The sequence below is a fragment of the Tardiphaga sp. 42S5 genome (genome assembly GCF_034044155.1).
GTDB lineage: Bacteria > Pseudomonadota > Alphaproteobacteria > Rhizobiales > Xanthobacteraceae > Tardiphaga > Tardiphaga robiniae.
In genome coordinates this window covers 2,655,744-2,674,252 of the sequence record NZ_CP139027.1, presented here as the reverse complement: position 1 = coordinate 2,674,252, position 18,509 = coordinate 2,655,744, and the positions used below count along the sequence as shown (strand labels likewise).

Here is an 18,509-nt window from a genome sequence, read left to right as displayed (position 1 = left end):
TTATGATGCGCGTTGCGCTTTTTGATTGTCTGGCGGTGGACCGTCCGCCGTGGCGAAATGGCAGGCCACGCGGTGTCCCGGCTTGACGTCGCGCCAGGCTGGCACTTCTTTGGCGCAACGCGGTTGCACCGACGGGCAGCGCGTGCGGAAACGGCAACCCGACGGCGGTGCCACCGGGCTCGGAATTTCACCTTCGAGAATGATGCGGCGGTCGACCCGCAAATGCGACGGCAATGGGATCGGCTCGGCCGACAACAGCGCACGCGTATAGGGATGCAGTGGCCGCTCGACCACATCCTCGGCCGGACCGAGCTCCATCAGCTTGCCGAGATAGGTGACGGCGATGCGGTCGGAGATGTGCGAGACCACCGAGATGTCATGGGTGATGAACACATAAGTCAGACCGAATTCGCGCTGCAGATCGGCAAACAGATTGAGCACGTCGCCGCGGATGGAGACGTCGAGCGCTGCCACCACCTCGTCGCAAACAATGACCTTGGGCCGCAACGTCAACACGCGCGCGATGTTAACGCGCTGCTTCTGGCCACCGGACAATTGGTGCGGATAGCGATCGGCCGCTTCGGCGGCGAGGCCGACGCGCTCCAGCACCTCGATGCCACGGCGATGGCGCGAGGCATGATCGCCCTCGCCCATGATCTCCAGCGGCTCGACCACGCTGTCGATGATCGTCATGCGCGGATTGAGCGCGGCATTCGGATCCTGGAAGATGATCTGGTAGTCGCGGCGATGCTTGCGAAATGCGCTGGTGCCGAGGGCCGCCGGATCGGTGCCGTCATGCAGAATCTGGCCGTGACTCGGCGGCAGCAGCGACACCAGCGCACGGCCAAGCGTGGTCTTGCCCGAGCCAGACTCACCGATGATGCCAAAGGTCTCGCCAGCACGAACCTCGAAATCCATGCCGTCGATCGCCTTGACGGTGTCGCGGCCATCGCGGGTCGGAAAGAGGATCCGCAAGTCACGCACTGCGAGAATCCCGCTGAGAACGCCGCTGTCCCGATTGTGGTCCCGCATGCCTGACATCAATTCACCGCCCCCGGCAGCACGAGTTCGGGAGCACGCCAGCAGCGCGCGGCACGGCCATTCCCGCTCTCGACCATCGGCTGTTTCTGCTCGCAGCCCGCAACGGCGTGGCTGCAGCGCGCGCGGAAGCGGCAGCCGGCGGGCATTGCATTGGGCGACGGTACGCGGCCGGGAATCGAGGCCAGCACGCCGCGGCGCGGGCTGAGGCTAGGCAGCGAGCGCAGCAGTCCGGATGTATAGGGATGACGCGGCCGCGTCAGCACATCGTCCACCGGGGCATCCTCGACGACCTCACCGGCATACATGGTGATCATGCGGGTGCAGGTTTCGGCGACGACGCCGAGATCATGGGTAATGAAGATCAATGCCGTGCCGGTGCGCTCGCTCAACGAACGCAAGAGATCGGTGATCTGCGCCTGCACCGTGACATCGAGCGCCGTGGTCGGCTCGTCGGCGACCAGCAGCTTCGGCTTGCAGATCAACGCCATCGCGATCATCACGCGCTGGCGCATACCGCCCGAGAGTTGATGCGGATATTCGTCGCAGCGGCGTTCCGGCGCGGGGATACCGACCTCGCGCAACGCAGCGATGGCGCGCTCGCGCCCCTCCGCGCGGCTGACCGGAAAATGGATGCGATAGGCTTCGCTGATCTGGTCGCCAACCGTGAAGACAGGATCAAGCGCGCTCATAGGCTCTTGGAAGATCATCGCGATCTCACGGCCGCGCACGGCGCGCATGCGTCGCGGCGACAGAGTGGCTAGATTAATCCCGTTGAACAGGATATCGCCCTGAATGCGCGCCGACTGCGGCGGCAGCAGGCGCAGCAGCGAGAGGCCGGTAACAGTCTTGCCGCATCCGCTCTCACCAACCAAGCCAACGCGCTCGCCCGGCGCGATGGTGAAATTTACGTTCCGGGCGATCGGCAATGCGCCGCGCGCCGTCGTGAATGACAGTGAGAGATCGCGCACTTCGAGCAAAGGCGGCTGCGGCAAAACGCCCGCGTCGGGCATTCCAGCAACGCGCGTTGCCGTGGGAGCGGAGATGTCGATCGCACCTGTCATCGCGCTTCGCCAGCAGGAACACGGCCAGTGACGCCGCGCATCATCCACTGCTGCAGGGTTTGCCGGTGCTGCACTTGCGCATACGGATGAAAGCCGCAGACCCGTGTCTGTTGGGGTGTTGTCAGTCGGACATGCGCCGACGCGAACAGAGCCGCCATGTTCACCTCCCTTGCCATCCCTGTTCTGCAGATCTTGCATCGGGACGTTCCATCGCGGTCCGGCTTGTGCCGGTATGTATTGAAGCGACAGTAACCCAATGAAGGGGCATCGACTGTCAATTGTCAACAATTGACTTCTGCGGTAGACAGGACCGTATGACGCTGCAAGCGTGCATCGACAGGAGGCGGCCATGGCAGCGACACTTCGCAAGCCGTTCAATGATAACGAGCACGACGTCGAACGAAGATTTGCGCCGCGCACGATCCCCGACCAGGTTGCGGAGGAACTCGGTGCCGAGATCGTCTCCGGCCGTCGCAAAGCGGGCGAGCGTCTTGTTGAACTCGACCTGGCGCGCGATTTCGGCGTCAGCCGTGGACCAATCCGTGAAGCGATCCGCATTCTCGAGCGCCGGCGCCTGGTCGACATCTTTCCGCGGCGCGGCGCCTATATCAGGCCGCTGTCACTCAAATCGGTGGCTGACCTGTTTAATGTCCGCACCGCACTGTCGATGCTGGCAGTTCGCACCATGGCGACCACGCCGGTCGAAAGCTTCATCGACACATTGGCGCGCCGCTGCGACGAGTTGAGAGTCGCAGTCGAGATCGATGATCCAATGGCTTTCGCACACACAACGACGCGCGCGGTAAAGACCATTGCGCGCGGCTCGGGCAACGAACTGCTCGTCGAACTGCTCACCGACCTTGCCAATCAAACCGTATGGGAAACCATATGGAAGACGCCGCTGGACTATCAGACCCGCGACATCCGCCGACTCAGCGCCGACCTGATGGCGTCGACATTGAAGGCGATCCGGCAGCGCAAGCCGAACGCTGCTGTCACACATCTCGGTCAGCTTCTGGAAAGTGATCGCGACCGCGCCTTGTCCACCCTATCGCGCATTCGCGGAGAGACATTCGACCTGAGTGCGCTAACACATAGCGATGGGCACGATAATGTGCTGGCGGACATTGTGCCCGCTCCGCGCGGGTGAAATGCGACGGAGCGGCAGGCTCGGACGGTAGCGACTCGCAATTCATCAAGGCAAAAACGTAAGGGCACACGGGGCGTCAGTAACGCCCCGTGTGCCATGTTCCGGCGCTAGACGAAGCGGAAGTCGTCAGCGGTAAGCGACGCCAAGCTGGTGTTGGCGAGCGTGACTGCGTGGTTTTCATCCAGCGTCACCACGATGCTGCTGCCGACCTGGGCGGTGTGAGACATCACATCGGCATAGTCGGAGAACAGATCACTGGAGAACTGGATGAAGTCCTTGGACGCTCCGCTCGCGGCGAAGTCGGTGATCATATCCTTTCCGAACCCGGCGGCGAACACGAACACGTCGGAGCCAGAACCGCCGGTCAGGATATCGTCGCCGGTTCCACCGCCGATGATGTCGTTGCCGGAGCCGGCATTCACCTTGTCCGCACCCGCACCGGCCACGATGATGTCGTCGCCCGAGCCAGCATCGATGATGTCGTTGCCGTCACCGCCATCGACGCTGTCATCGCCGGAGCCGGCCTTCAGCGTATCGTTGCCGATGCCGCCGGACACCACGTCGTCGCCGGAACCGCCGTCGATCGCGTCGTCACCAACGCCGCCGCTGAGCGCATCGTCACCCGCACCGCCATTGATGGCGTCGTTGCCGGCACCGCCATCGAAGGTGTCGTCACCGTTGCCGCCGGTGATTTGATCATTGCCCGCACCGAACAGGATCTGCTCGATGCCGGTGAAATGATCGGTCCCGATCCCGGCACCCGTCACCGTTCCAGCCGCGTAGTTGACCGTCAACGCTCCGGTCGCATCCGACAGGTCGAGCACATCGTAGCCCTCTCCGCCGTCGATCGTGTCGTTGCCGGCACCGCCGCGCAGGATGTCGTCGCCGTCACCGCCGTTCAGAACGTCGTTGCCCGCGCCCCCGATCAACGTGTTGGCACCGCTGGTTCCGATCAGAAGATCGTCATAGCCGGTCCCGATCGCATTCTCGATATTGCTGAAGTGATCGGCGCCGGCGAGATAGCCGGGGTAGTAAGCGAGCCCGGAGGCAAGATCGACCGTCACCTTGAATGTGATCTGGCTGTAGTCGATTGTGTCGGTTCCGTCGCCGCCCTCATAGGTATCCAGCCCGCCGGTGCCGAGGAAAGTATCATTTCCGCTGCCGCCGAACACCAGATCATTGCCGGCAGAACCGGTGATCGCGTCGTTGCCGTTGGTGCCGACCACTAGCTTCCAGGCCCCATCGACAAAATTGAGCTGCTCGACATTACGCAGCGTGTCGATCCCGTCCGGCGCACCATTGCGCAGGTCGGTGACCTTGACGGAGCCATCCGCGTTCAACGCGTAGCCATGGTTATTGAACGTTCCCGTGTAGAAGACGGTATCGTTCCCTTCGCCACCATCGATGCTGTCATTGCCGCCATCACCATGAATGGTGTCAGCTCCAATGCCGCCGGCGATATCGTCATTGCCGGCTCCGCCCTTGATCAGGTCATCGCCGTCATTGCCATAGAGCGTATCGTCGTCAGCCCCGCCATCGACCTGATCGTTGCCTGCACCGGCATAGATGTAGTCGTTGCCGTTTCCGCCGCTGAGGATGTCAGCACCGCCATATGCGTAGTCCATGGCCATCGTATCGCTGCCGTCGCCGCCATCGATATCGAAGCCACCAGCCGAGGTGGAGAGAGCGACGTCGTCGCCGGTCCCGAGCAGGATCTTGCCCGTCACCGTCGCACCGACATAGAGGTTCACCTGGTCGTTGCCGGCGCCCATGTCGATGGCTGATCCACCGGTCGCGATGATCGAGCCGGAGTTATTCAGGGTGTCCCTGGCTCCGCCCATCGATATGCCGCCGATGATCCGGCCCGTGCTGTTGTTGCCGACGAAATCCTCATAGTCGCCAACCAGATTGATCGCCTCATTGCCGCGCAGGTCGAAGCGGGCAGCGTCTTCCGCAGAGACGCCTTCCGGACCGTGACCATCGCCGCGGATCAGGCCATCATTCACGATCGTGGACACACCCAGCGCGTTGCTGTTGCTGGAATTATCCACCTGGATAGCACGACCGTAACCGTAGATCTCGCCAGTAGCACTGTTGACGACGGAGCCTCCTCCGATGGCGATACCCTCGGAGACGTTCGGTTCGCCATCATGGTAGCCCTCGGCGCCGAGGCCGGCGATACGGCCGTAGTTCAGGACCTGCACCAGACCATCGACGTCGATGGCATCGCCATCGGAGTCGGACAGTTCCGCCGAGCGACCTTCCATCGTGCCGTGGTTGGTGATGAAGACCTTCTCGGCTTCCGAACCGCCATTGTCGATGTTCACCGCCGAGCCGTTGCGGCCGATCATCGTGCCTGAATTGACAACGGTCACAGCATTGTCGCCGGTCACGGCATGGCGCGAACCTTCCATCCAGCCGCCGGCATAGTTGTTGACCTTGCCGCCGGTATCGCTCTGGAAGTCGATCAGGTCACCTCCGCCGACGAAGCCAGGATCGGTAGTGATCGTACCCCAGTTATTAACAATCCCGTCATTGCCGGGGCGGATCACGTCGGTGTCGCTCCCGTACTGGCGGATAATGCCGCCGGCGAGATTGTTGATCACCGCCGAAGCGCCGGCTCCATCGAAGCTGCGGAAGTCGATGACGCGACCGCCCGCTTCCATCACGCCAGCATTGTTGATCGTGATGGTCGCATCAGCGTGTCCCGCCTGTTGTGGGCTCAGCGCACCGCGAAGAATGCCGCCTGCTTCGTTGTTGAAGGTCAACGAGCCCGTCACACCGGTCGTGGTGTTGAGCACGCGGCTCGATCCTTCGATCAGGCCGGCATTGTCGACCACGGCGGCTCCGCCGCCCGACCAGGTGATGGCGGTGCCGGCGATCAGCTTGCCGCCAGCATGGACCGAAAGCAGATCGCCGTTGTTGACAGCCACGTTGCTGATGAGTGTGGCGCCGCCCTCGACTGTAACCGTGGAGTAGTCGCTGCCGGTGACCGACCAGGTACCTTCACTGACCACGAGATTTTCGACGTTGATGACAATGTTGCTGGTGTCGATGACGCCGGTACCGGAACCCACCAGTTTCAGGATGTCATTGCCGTCACCGCCATCGATCAACGCCGGCGCGTAATCGTCGGTCGAGACTTCGATAATGTCGTCGCCATCGCCGCCGGATGCGACATCGCCGGCTCCGGCAACGAGCCGGTCGTTGCCAGCACCGCCGTCGAGGGTGTCGTAGCCTTCGCCGCCATCGAGCTCATCGTCACCGGCGCCGCCGGAGAGCGTGTCGTCACCTTCGCCGCCGGCCAGGACGTCGTTGCCGGCATCGCCGCTGAGAGCGTCGTCACCTTCGCCACCGGTGAGATTGTCGTTTCCGGCACCGCCGAGCAACGTATCGTCGCCCTCGCCGCCGTCGAGTTCGTCATTGCCGCCAAGACCCGTCAGCGTGTCATCGCCCTCGCCGCCGGAGATCGTATCGTTGCCGAGTGCGCCAGTGAGGATGTTGTCATCATCGTCGCCGACCAGCACGATCGGCTGCACGGAGAGCACCGTATCCGACCGATAGTCGAGGTTCTGGATTCGAGTGTCATGCGCGCGGTCGGTGTCGAGGACATCGTAAGCCGTTTCGGAATAGTGCGCCGCGAGATATTCGGCGAACGCGTCCTGTTCGGTGCCTTCGGCCACAAAGTTAGCCACCTGACCAGCATCGGGAATGAGATTCGGAGACAGGTCCACAACATTTGCAAAGGCCGGATTGGCCGCAATGAAGCTCGCGAACGGATAGCCGTCGCCGCCCGTGAGCAGGAAGCTCAGCGTCACGACCCGGATCGCCATATTGGCATCGACAACGAGCTCACCGTTCTCGACCAGGGCAAGGACGGGATTGCCGTTCTCGTCGATCAGCGCTGCCGACTGGATGCGGTTGCCGGCCGGGCTATCCTTGTCGAAGGAGTAAGCGATACCGCCAACCTGTGCAAACTGACCGGGGGTGGCACTTGCCGTGGTCGCAGCCACCGCATGCTCCAGCACCGTCAGCAACTGCGTTGCCGTCACGGTGACCATGGACAGGGCATTGTTGAAGCGCAGCGAGTTGGCGATGTCGAGCTGGGAGATATCACCTGCCTCTTTGTCGACTTCAGGATTAGCCGAAGGTGGATTCTCCTGGGCGTTGCCGCCTACAGCAGACACGTTGCCGATCGAGTCGCGGATACCACCGCCATTCTTGATCGAGACCATCACCGTCGCATCGGCCTTCTGGGCATACCAGAGATTGGCGTCGGCCGTGAGGTCACCCAGATTGGTCTCCTCGGTGCGGACCTCGCCGCGACGGCCTTCCAGATAGACATTGGTGCTGCCGAACAGATTGCCGTCCTGGGCGTCGATCACATTGCCGACCCCCTGAGCGATGTCGTTGACGAGATCGCCCTTGCTGCCTTCCGCAAACGGATTGGCATCGGCCGTGTCTATATCGCCATCTCCATCGACGTCGATGACGTCGTCATAAAGATCGGCAACCTCTTCGTCGGTGGTCGCGTAAGCGCCGCTGACATTCGGATCGACGCTGCCCGCGATGACATTGCCATTGGCGTCGAAATCGACCACCAGCCGGCCGACATAGGAGTATTCACCGTCAGTATTGACGATCAGCGTGGTGTTGCCGTCGGCATTATGGGTCACGATCGGGTAAGTGCCATCGGCGGTGTCGCCGGGACGCAGCGTATCCTGCGCATCGGCAAGCAGCGTGTTCGATCCGCCCGAGATGATGATGTCGACGCCATGCAGCAACGGTGCAAGCGCCTGCTCGAACGCGATCTGCTGGAGATGGCTGACCAGGATGATCTTGTTGATACCCTGGGCGATCAGGCTGTCGATAGTTGGCTGCAGGATCGCAGCAAGTGCGGCCATGTCGTCAACATCGTCGCCGATCACTTCGACGCCACCGGTCGAGGAAATGCTTTCGACGATCTGAGTGGTGGCGCCCACCACGCCGATCTTTTCGCCGCCTTCCTCGATGATGGTCGCAGGCGCGATCTTCTTGCCGATGCCGGCGGCCGGCGGGAAGCCGGAATAGTTGTCAGCGTTCTGGATGAGGTTGGTGTAGAGGCCGGCAAGATTGGAATCGCCTGAGAAATCCAGATTGGCAGATAGGAAGGGGAACTGTGCACCCGGGAAGCCAGCAGTTTGCCGAATAATCGCTGCGAGCGGATTTGTGCCTGCGTCGAATTCGTGATTTCCGATCGCCGAGGCCTGCACGCCGATGATGTTCAGCATCGAGATGTCAGCACTACCGAAGCCCGGCGTGATGTTCAGCGTGCCGCTGGCAAGACCGTAATAGGTCTCGAGCGCGGTCTCATAGACCTCCTTCAGCGAGGCGTCGCTGCCGGCGCTGAAGAACGGGCTGGGGATGAAGTTATCGCCCGACGACAGCGTGATCGAATTCGCCTGTGTCTCTTCGAGGTAATCGACGATGGCGGCGAAATTGCCAGCGCGATCAACCGCATCGAGACCGGCCTCGAAATCCGACGCATGCAGGATCTGCAGCCTGTAGGTCGACGGCGTCTGGTTCAGATCGAGGCCAACGATGACCGGATCGTGGTCGGAAACGCGGACATTCGTATCGGCATCGAAGATCGCCGGATCGCGCGAAAAGTCCGTGTTGTAGTCGAGGGCATCGGCTTCATCGGCATTGATGTGCCAGGTGGTGACGCCAGTAACCTGCGACGACAGGCTGTCATTCGCGAACGCGTAATCGAGGGTGCCGGTTTGACCGTCGAAGACGTAGGAATAAGCACCGTCCTCCCGGCCATGCAAGTTTTCATAGCCTGCATTCTCGATGATGCCCGTTGCCTGCTCCTTGGCGTAGCTGTTGAAATCGCCGAGCATCAGCACGTCGCTGTCGCCGGAGCCGGTCGGGTCGCTGTTGGCCCAGGCGGTGAGCGCAGTCGCTGCGAGCTCGCGCTGGTTCTGCCAGTTGCCCTGACCGTCACCCTGGTCAGCATCGAGGCCGGTGCCGGTGCCGCTCTTGGATTTGAGGTGGTTGGCGATTGCGGTGAAAGTTTCACCAGTGGCGATCTGCTCGAACGTCACCGCGAGCGCATTGCGGCTGGTATTCGCGCCGTCGAAGATGTGCCCGACGGTGCTCTGGCTCAGCAGGCCGGAAAGCCCGAGTCCGGGCAGATCTGCATCGTTGAGGATCGCGACCGTCGTCCCGTCCGCGATTTTCACATCCGCGGTCTTGTAGATGAAGCCGACCGCGATCGCATCACCACCAACAAACTGCTGACCGGGATTGACCCAGGCATAGGCGCCGGGACCCGCAGCGGCATTGAGCTGACCGACCAGATATTCGATGGCATTGCCAGACGAACCCGGCAGAAAATCATTTTCCAGTTCGGTCAGTGCAAGCACGTCGGCATCCATTGCAAGAATGGTATCGACGAGCTTGCCGGTCTGGCGCGAGAGCTCGACGGAGTCGTTGGCGCCGCGCGGCTCCTGGCCGATGGCGGTGCTGGCGCCATTGTCCAGCGTCTTGAAGAAATTCAGGACGTTGAAGCTTGCGACCTGGAGCGTACCTCCGACATCGTCGGGTGCAGTAGTCCGCGGCGCGGCGCCGTCTTCAAACGTATTGGTGCCGTTCTCGACGGAGCGGACCCGCCAGGTCGCGCCCGATGCGGCATTGCCGGCCCACTGATAGTCCAGTACGCCGGTCAGCCCGGTGATCGTGTCCCCCATCCGCGGCGCCGTCGCCGTGTTGTAGGTCGGGCCGAAGCCGTCGAGATTGCTGATGGCCGCGTTCTGAGCGTTCAGGCCATCATCATAGGTGATGGTGCGCGAGCCGAGTTCGGCCAGATAGGCCTGGTAGGCTGCAGCGTCCGGCGCATTTTCCTGCGTGAACTGGGCCGGGCGATCGCCTGCCGCCAGCTTGATTTCATTGAAGCGATCAAGGTTGAACTGCTCGGTAATCACGAGTGTCTCTGGCAGCGTGACCAGCATCCCCTCATAGGCTTCGAGGTTCGGCTGATAGTCGCCGTCCTGGCTCAGCGTGGTGCCGGCACCCGGCAGATCGATCACGGTCGCCATCGTGTTGATATCGGCAACTGCTCCCGCTTCAACCACGGAAATGTTGGTCGCGGTGAGTTCGGTGAGACCGAAATACTCGCTGATCGAACCGGTGACACGGACACGGTCGCCGACGGCCACGTCACCGTTGCCGCCGAATACGAAGATGGCTTCAGAGGTCAGGACATTACCGTCGGAGTCGGTCACCTCTTCCTGAACATAGAAGCCGTTCAGGTTGCGACTGTTGTCGCCGTCCCCATTCTGGAAATCACCGACGACGATGGCTTCGACAGTGACCGTCTGGCCGGCCATTCCGCTGGTGGCGCCCGTCCCCTGGATGGCGCTGATCTTGGTGATCGCGACGTCATCATTGACGATGGTGCCGGTGGCTTGCGCGGTGCCAATCGTGGTCGCCACGGCGGTGGAATTGGAAGCGCTCTGAAGCGTCAGCGTGAAATTTTCATTCGGCTCGCTCGTGGTGTCACCGGCGACCATAACGGTCACCGTTGCCGAGCCCTGCCCAGCCGGAATCACGCCGCTAAAGCTGCTCGGCACGCTTCCAACGAAGTCCGATGCGTCGGTCTGCGCAGAGGCAATGGTTCCGGAGAATGAGACATCGCCATCGGTGCCACCACTGCGCTCCACGGTGAATTGATAGACCGTCGAGCCGCTATTGCCCTCGTCATGCGAGACCGACACCGTGCCTGCAGAAAAGCCGACGGTCTGGCCTACGACCGGGGTGCTGGCATTGCTCGTAACGCGGATATCGTCGATCCCGACCCACTCGTCATTGCCACCGGCATTGGTGGTGAGGATCCGAACCTGCAAGTCCGCGTGGCCATTGACTTCGGACGGCAGCAGTAAATTGAAAGGCGTCACTTGAGTGGCGGCATTCGCGGTGGTCACGTCGGCAGCGTAGCCACCCGGCACATTCGTCCAGGACCCGGCGGAACCGACCCGGTACTGCACGGCAATTGGCTGGGACGCATCGTCTGCGCTGCCGTCGAGATCGCGCGCATTGAAGGTCAGTCGCACATTATCGCGGCCGCTCGCATCGAGATAAAGCACGAGGCTCGGTGCGTCTGCAGTACCCGAGCCGTTCAGCGCAATGGTCGGATTGGCAACAGCGAATTCCGCAACGCCGCCATTGGTAAGAGAATTCGGGGCAGTCTGATTGGCGATCACATCGACGGCGCCGAGCCCAGCGCCGGTCAATGTCCGCGGATCGGTGCCAGTTGGCGAACCAGCGTTGATGTCACCGAGATAGCCGACGATCGATGGAACGGAAGACCAATTATCATCGGCGTTGATTGCGCCGGCATTGGACCAATCCTGGACGAGATCGCTAACGGCAAGGGCGTGATATGTCGTTGACATGAAATCGGCTTCCATCGTTGAGGCGTGCGTCGAACATCGCTCGCTTCGCAGAATGCGAATACGCGCGACCGACTGCCTTTGGTTAACGAAAAGTTAATGCGCCGGATGTAGCCACGTCGATTTAACAGCCGCGTGACTGGTTTCTAACGTCGCAGTGAAGCCACGCGCCGACCGCTCTTTTTGCTCGACTATACAAAGGCGACACAGCAAATCGCGACATCGTGCCACACCCGCAAAAGTGCAAAGCGTTGCGGGTTGCTCCACCGCGGATTGGTCGCAGTTCGCACCGAAGAATGATGAAACTGATCGAACTACACTGAATTACTTTGAGCTCCCGATCGATCGCGCGGCAAAACAGCGGCCGAGGTTCGCGCACGTAATGCGCAAGAAAGAATGTATTTGCTGTTGCAATGTCTTGTCGCGCACATCGGTCACCATTCACATGGCCGATCGCGCGACAGAAAAATTGCACGCGCACGCAATTCACACGCTGTCACGCAGTTGACGCTGAAGCCAGATAACGAACTCGATCGGCGCGCATCGCTGTCGCTTACTGGCCCAGGTGAAATATGACCGCAGCAATTTCGGCAGACAGAACAGCCGGATCGAAGTACCAAGATCTTCCGAGTGCCGCTCTCGCATCATGTCGTAGCGCGTTCCTGTCTGTCGGGTTGTTCTCCGCCGTGGTCAACATCCTGATGCTGACCGGATCCATTTACATGCTGCAGGTCTATGACCGCGTCATTCCCTCGCGCAGCATTCCTACTCTCGTATCGCTCTCGATTATCGTAATTGCGATCTACGCTGTGCAGGGTGTTTTCGACTGGTTGCGCCAGCGGATCCTGACGCGCATCGGAGCTGCACTTGATGGCGCGTTGTGGGAGCCAGTGAATTCCGCCATTCTGCGATCGCCTTTGAAGTCCAGCCGCGGCGGCGGTGTTCAACTCGCTCATGATCTGGATTCAGTGCGCGGGTTCCTGTCCGGCCTCGGGCCGACAACGCTGTTCGATCTGCCGTGGATGCCGCTGTATCTCGCCGGGTGCTTCCTGCTGCATCCGTATCTTGGATGGACCCTGGTCGGTGGCGCAACCATTCTGTTCGGCATTGCTCTTGTTACGGAAATTCTGACACGGAAGCCCACGCGAGAAGCATCCCGCCATGCCGCCATACGCAACATCCATCTGGAGGCAGGACGCCGCAATGCCGAGGTCGTCGCCGCCCTCGGCATGGAGCGACGAGTCATCTCACGCATCGGCGCAGCCAATGCCAATCAGATTGCTGCTCAGCAGCACGGTTCCGATATTGCCGGTGCACTTGGCACGCTGTCGAAGACCCTGCGGTTCATCTTGCAATCGGCATTGCTCGGATTAGGCGCTTGGCTGGTAATCGAAGGACAGGCCAGCAGTGGTGTCATGATTGCCTCCTCGATCATGGGCAGCCGTGCGCTGGCTCCCGTCGAACTGGCGATCTCGGTTTGGCGTCCTTTCGTCGGCGCCCGCCAGGCCTGGCAGCGGTTACGCGATGCGCTATCGTCTCAAGACGAAAGCCCTTCTGCCGTTGCGCCAGAACGTGCTCAGCACATTCTCACGGTCGATCAGGTTTTCATTGTCGCGCCGGGTGGCACCAAGGCCATCGTTCAGAATGCCACGTTCCAACTCAAAGCCGGCCAGGCTGTTGGAATCATCGGACCGTCGGCGTCGGGCAAATCCACATTGGCGCGTGCGCTGGTCGGGATCTGGCCTGCAGCGCGCGGCGAGATCCGCCTCGATGGCGCAACCCTCGACCAGTGGCCCGCCGAAATTCGGGGCGGCTTGATGGGCTATTTGCCGCAAGACGTCGAACTGTTCGACGGCACGGTGGCTGAGAACATTGCCCGCTTCGATCCGGAGATGGATGGACCGACCGTCATTGCCGCCGCAAAAGCCGCCGGTGCCTATGACATGATCCTCAACCTGCCAAAGGGCTTCGAGATGCGGATCGGCGAAGCCGGTGCTGCCCTCTCGGGTGGGCAGCGGCAACGGGTAGCGCTTGCACGCGCGCTTTATAGGGACCCGTTCATGGTGGTGCTCGACGAACCGAATGCCAATCTCGACGTCGAAGGCGACGCAGCACTGACTCAGGCAATCAAGGGCGTACGTGAGCGCGGCGGAATCGCCATTATCGTCGCGCACCGCCCGGCCGCTCTCGCAGGCGTCGATCTCGTGATGACGCTCGCCAATGGCCAGGTCCAGGCATTTGGTCCGAAAGATGAGGTCCTGCGCAAGGCGCTTGCCTCGCAACACCCTGCAAACCAGGTGGCGCCACAGCCGGTGCACGAAGTCCGCATGACCGCTGACGGCCGAAGCTGAGGAAACCCTGATGCCAAATTCTGCAACGCCCAACTCAAGCCGCCCCGATCCCTTCCGCGATATCCGGCGAACTGCGTATGCGGGACTAGCTATACTCGCCGTGGCGATCTCCACCGCTGGCGTCTGGGCGGCAACCGCGCCACTCGCTAGCGCGGTGATAGCGCCGGCACAGATCGTCGTCGATAGCAACGTGCGCAGGATTCAGCATCCGACCGGCGGGGTGGTCGCCGAAATTCTCGTCAACGACGGGGACCGCGTGCGCGCAGGCGACGTTCTTGTCCGGCTTGACGAGACCATGACGCGAGCCAACCTGGCACTGATCGAAAACCAGCTCAACCAGTTCTGGACGCGTCGAGCGCGGCTGCGCGCGGAACAAGATGGTCGCGACGCTTTCGTGATACCGGGCGAACTTGCGGACCGTATCGAGTTACCCGCGATCGCCGACATCATCGCCGGTGAGACGAGCCTGTTGCTCAGACGACGCGAAGCCGTCAGCGGCCAACAGTCGCAACTGCGCGAGCGCACGTCGCAGATCGGTGAGGAGATCCACGGCCTCGCCGCTCAGATCGCGTCAAAGCGTGAACAGATCCGACTGATCCAGCGCGAACTCGAAGGGGTTCGCCAGCTCTTCGAGAAAAATCTAATTCCCTACGCACGGCTAACCACACTCGAACGCGAAGCCGCGCGGCTGATCGGCGAGGAAGGACAATTGATCGCTGAGACGGCGCGGGCCAAAGGCCGCATCACCGAGACAGAACTACAGACGCTTCAGGTCGTGCAGGATCAGCGACGCGAGATCGCGACCGAGCTGCGCGAGGTGGAGATCAAGATGGCCGATCTCTCCGAGCGCCGGATCGCAGCAGTCGATCAACTCGCACGCGTGATGCTGCGGGCGCCGCAGGACGGGATGGTTCACCAGAAGACGATCCATACGGTGGGCGGCGTTATTACTGCGGGCGAACAGTTGATGCTTATCGTTCCGGAAAAAGATTCTCTCGTGGTCGAGGCGCGGGTCGATCCGCAAATGATTGACCGCCTCCGACTAGGTCAATCCGCGAAGCTGCGCTTCACCGCTTTCGATTCCGCGATCACACCGGATCTCAACGGAAGGCTTACCCGCATAGCGGCCGATCTCACAAAAGACCAGCAGTCCGGCGCGTCCTATTACGTAGCGCGCATTAGCCTCATCGACGGAGAACTCGCCAAGCTCGGCGGGAAGGCACTTGTGCCGGGCATGCCGGTCGAAGCCTATATTCAGAATGGCTCCCGTACCGCGTTCGCCTATCTCCGCAAGCCGATCGAGGACCAACTGGCTCGCTCGTTCCGTCACGACTGAGTCGAGTCGCGCCGGCCAACCTCCGCATTGATGACCCCATCAATCTGCGCAAGGTTTTCCGTGACTATTCATTACCCATACCGCGGCACCCTTCCCTCAGCGTCAACCTAAGCGAATCGGCGGCGACATCATGGACAGGCATGAGGGACGCGAACTGTTGCTCGCAGATACGATAGCATTCCTGCAGCAGGCGATCGGAGAAGGACTGGTGCTCGCCGTCAAGCTGAAGGCCCCGCTTTCGCCGGAGATCGTCGCCGCGGCCAAGTATTTGCGGGGATATCACGAGGGACCGAGACCGACGCAGATCGAAGAGCTGCGCAGGGAGCTCCGTACTGTCGTCGAGGTGTTCGGCAAGATGCAGTCCGCCCTGCGTCGCAGGCAACTGGGTGACGATCAGATCGCTGCCGACTGCACAACTGGAAACGATAAGCCGACAATGATGAAGGCCGCCTGACAGCCCAATCCACTGCTCTTCTGCTCCACTGAACCCGAGCCGCGCTATCTGCGACTAATCGGTATGCCACATGCCCTGACACGCGCCTGGACGAGATTGATGGACTGGATCGAGAATGCCGTCCACTTCGTGGACTGGCTGACGGATGACCCATCCCCGACCAACAAATTTCTGGAAGAACCGCCAATTAAGGAACGAGCCACACCGGACAAACGCTCGATACGCTAGCGCGCGACGTCACACGGATTTCAGTTGACCGAGACCGATCGCCGGCCACGGGAACCGCGCCAGCTTGCTGGCGCATAGGGCAGCGCCGTGTATGCCGATGAGCGCCTCACCGCTGCGGCGCCACGCGACACGCGGTTCTTCGGCGCAAACATCCATCCGATCAGGCCAAGCGTCGTTTTGCACGCCGTCGCGGGCGTCGACGCTGCAATCGATGTCGCCTTCAATCCAAATTGTCTGGGCATTCAAACCTCCATCCCGAAATTCCGATTACGCCAAAAGGGCGCTCCGAATCCCAGCCGAGATTGAATTTATACACCACGAATCTTGTGGCGCACTTGCGCTGCATCAAGTCACCAATCAGTGCAGAACGGCGTGCACCATCTGCTCATCGAACGGCCGTGCGGCCATCTGCGCACGCAGCTCGGCCAGTTCGGTCTCAAGTTGCTGATTGACGAGAATGAGTGCTGCCACGGTACCGCGGGTGTCGCCGTGGCAGGCGGCGATGAGATCGTCGACTTCTGCGTCTAACTTGGTCATTGAAAAAATCCCCTGCCGCGCTTTCGGTTGCCTTCAATAATCGGCTGAGCGTTGCATCAATATTAAACGATACCGGAGTCGTCGGCGTCATCGCCAACGTGCATGAATACCGGTTAAGAGCGCCTTTCCGGGCTCAAAGAATCCATAAGCGACTTTCTGCAATCGGTTTAAGCGACCCGTTTCAATCACCGCGCTGCAACCGCGCGTTGATCGCAAAATCACCTGTTTCTGATTAGTCATAGTCCGCCGAACCGGCTACCGCCGTCAGGCCGATCACGATGCAAATTCAAGGACATGCCAATGATGAACGATGGTCGCCCGTTCGGGCTTTATATCAATGGCCGGTTTCAGCCAGCCTCGACCGGCCGCACCATCAGGATCGAGAACCCGAAGGACTGCAGCCATCTGGCCGATGTCGCCGAGGGGGACGAAAAGGATATCGATCTGGCCATCGACGCCGCCGAACGCGCCGGCAAAATCTGGGCGGCGACACCGGGCGCGGTACGCGGCGACATCATGCACCGGGCCGGCGAATTGCTGGCCAAAAAGCTCCCCGAACTGGTGACCATCGAGGTCGATCAGATCGGCCGCGCCCGCCGCGAAATGACCGCCCAGCTAGGTCGGCTGCCGGAATGGTTTCGCTATTTCGGCGCTCTGGCGCGCACTCATGAGGACACCGTGCCGCCGTTCGGCGGCAACTTCCTGAATTATACCCGCCGGGTGCCACTCGGCGTCGTCGGCCATGTGACGCCATGGAATCATCCGCTCCTGATCCTCACCAAGAAGATCGCGCCATCGATGGCGGCCGGCAATACGATGGTGGTAAAGCCCAGCGAACTGGCGCCGATCACACCTCTTCTGCTCGGCGACATCTTCAAGGAGGCCGGTGTGCCCGACGGCGTCTATAATGTCGTGCCCGGCTATGGTGCGACCGCCGGCAAGGCTCTGACCACCAGCAAGCGCATCAGGAAGATCGACCTCACCGGCGGCACCGAAACCGGCAAGATGGTGGCATCCATGGCCGGCGCCAACCTCACCAAGGTCGCAGCCGAGCTTGGCGGCAAGGCTGCGGTCATCCTGTTCGACGATACGCCGATCGAGCGCGGCGTCGCGGCGGCCCTGTTCGCCTCGTTCATCGCAACCGGCCAGACCTGCGTGCAAGGTGCTCGGCTGTTGGTGCAACGCTCCGTGCATGACGCCGTCGTCACCGAGCTGGTGAAGCGCACCAATGCGATCCGGATCGGCGATCCGCAGGACATGGCGACGCAGATGGGTCCGCTCGTCTCGGCCAAACAACGCGAACTCACCGAGCGCTACGTCAAGATCGGTCTGGAAGAAGGCGCGACGCTTGCCGCCGGCGGCAAACGCCCGGACGGCAAGGCCTTCGAGAGCGGCTACTATCATCAGCCGACCATCTTCACTGGCGTGACCGGCAGCATGCGCATTGCGCAGGAAGAGATCTTCGGACCAGTCGTCGTCGTGATCCCGTTCGACACCGAAGAGGAAGCCATCGCGCTGTCCAACGGCACTGAATTCGGCCTGGCCACCTCGATCTGGACCCGCGACGTCACCCGCGCCCATCGCGTTGCGCATCGGCTGGAGAGTGGCATCGTCTGGATCAACGACCACCACCGCATCGATCCCTGCTCGCCCTGGGGCGGCTTCAAGATGAGCGGTATCGGCCGCGAGAACGGCATTGTCGCCTATGAGGAATACACCCAGATCCAGAACGTGATCGTCAATCTCTCGGACGAGCCGTTCGACTGGTATGCGGACGATGGGCAGGAGAAGCGGTATAGCTGAGACGAACGTCGTTTTAGTCGAATACTCCGTCCTCATCCTGACGAGCGCGTACTTCGCGCGCGCCTTGAAGGATGCACGACACACTCATGGTTCGAGACGCGCGCCAAGCGGCGCGC

Annotated in this window: 10 protein-coding genes; 5 read left to right on the top strand and 5 right to left on the bottom strand. The window is 61.4% G+C overall.

Annotation, left to right across the window (positions count from 1 at the left end):
* Nucleotides 1–1,032: an ABC transporter ATP-binding protein gene (locus SFY93_RS12460; protein WP_320447326.1), complete on the bottom strand. Its 1,032-nt coding sequence runs from the start codon at nt 1,030–1,032 to the stop codon at nt 1–3.
* Nucleotides 1,033–1,040: 8 nt separating this feature from the next.
* The gene (locus tag SFY93_RS12455) at nt 1,041–2,102 is read right to left on the bottom strand and encodes an ABC transporter ATP-binding protein (RefSeq protein ID WP_414717115.1); all 1,062 of its coding nucleotides are present in this window, start codon (nt 2,100–2,102) and stop codon (nt 1,041–1,043) included.
* A gap of 349 nt (nt 2,103–2,451) precedes the next feature.
* Here SFY93_RS12455 and SFY93_RS12450 point away from each other — a divergent pair, with 349 nt between their 5' ends.
* Complete coding sequence (locus tag SFY93_RS12450; protein ID WP_320447325.1) at nt 2,452–3,252, top strand: GntR family transcriptional regulator; 801 nt, start codon at nt 2,452–2,454, stop codon at nt 3,250–3,252.
* A gap of 107 nt (nt 3,253–3,359) precedes the next feature.
* Here SFY93_RS12450 and SFY93_RS12445 read toward each other — a convergent pair whose 3' ends face one another.
* The gene (locus SFY93_RS12445; RefSeq protein ID WP_320447324.1) at nt 3,360–11,687 is read right to left on the bottom strand and encodes an ExeM/NucH family extracellular endonuclease; all 8,328 of its coding nucleotides are present in this window, start codon (nt 11,685–11,687) and stop codon (nt 3,360–3,362) included.
* Between the two features lie 569 nt (nt 11,688–12,256).
* On the opposite strand from SFY93_RS12445, the gene SFY93_RS12440 reads away from it, so the two are divergent.
* From SFY93_RS12440 to SFY93_RS12430, 3 genes are all read left to right on the top strand, one after another.
* Nucleotides 12,257–14,035 (top strand): type I secretion system permease/ATPase, encoded by a 1,779-nt coding sequence (locus tag SFY93_RS12440; protein ID WP_320447323.1) that lies wholly within the window; start codon nt 12,257–12,259, stop codon nt 14,033–14,035.
* 10 nt (nt 14,036–14,045) lie between these two features.
* Nucleotides 14,046–15,371, top strand: coding sequence for an HlyD family type I secretion periplasmic adaptor subunit (locus tag SFY93_RS12435; RefSeq protein ID WP_320447322.1), 1,326 nt, complete (start codon nt 14,046–14,048; stop codon nt 15,369–15,371).
* A 130-nt stretch (nt 15,372–15,501) separates the two neighbouring features.
* Nucleotides 15,502–15,825 (top strand): hypothetical protein, encoded by a 324-nt coding sequence (locus SFY93_RS12430; protein ID WP_320447321.1) that lies wholly within the window; start codon nt 15,502–15,504, stop codon nt 15,823–15,825.
* A gap of 248 nt (nt 15,826–16,073) precedes the next feature.
* Here SFY93_RS12430 and SFY93_RS12425 read toward each other — a convergent pair whose 3' ends face one another.
* Both SFY93_RS12425 and SFY93_RS12420 read right to left on the bottom strand, forming a co-directional pair.
* Nucleotides 16,074–16,295 carry a hypothetical protein gene (locus tag SFY93_RS12425; protein ID WP_184514376.1) on the bottom strand — a complete coding sequence of 74 codons (222 nt, stop codon included), beginning with the start codon at nt 16,293–16,295 and terminating at the stop codon, nt 16,074–16,076.
* A 115-nt stretch (nt 16,296–16,410) separates the two neighbouring features.
* Nucleotides 16,411–16,590, bottom strand: a complete 180-nt coding sequence (locus SFY93_RS12420; RefSeq protein WP_093761044.1) for a hypothetical protein — start codon at nt 16,588–16,590, stop codon at nt 16,411–16,413.
* A gap of 300 nt (nt 16,591–16,890) precedes the next feature.
* Between SFY93_RS12420 and SFY93_RS12415 the strand changes: the two genes are divergently transcribed.
* Nucleotides 16,891–18,393 (top strand): aldehyde dehydrogenase, encoded by a 1,503-nt coding sequence (locus SFY93_RS12415; RefSeq protein ID WP_320447320.1) that lies wholly within the window; start codon nt 16,891–16,893, stop codon nt 18,391–18,393.
* The last annotated feature ends 116 nt before the right edge of the window (nt 18,394–18,509 follow it).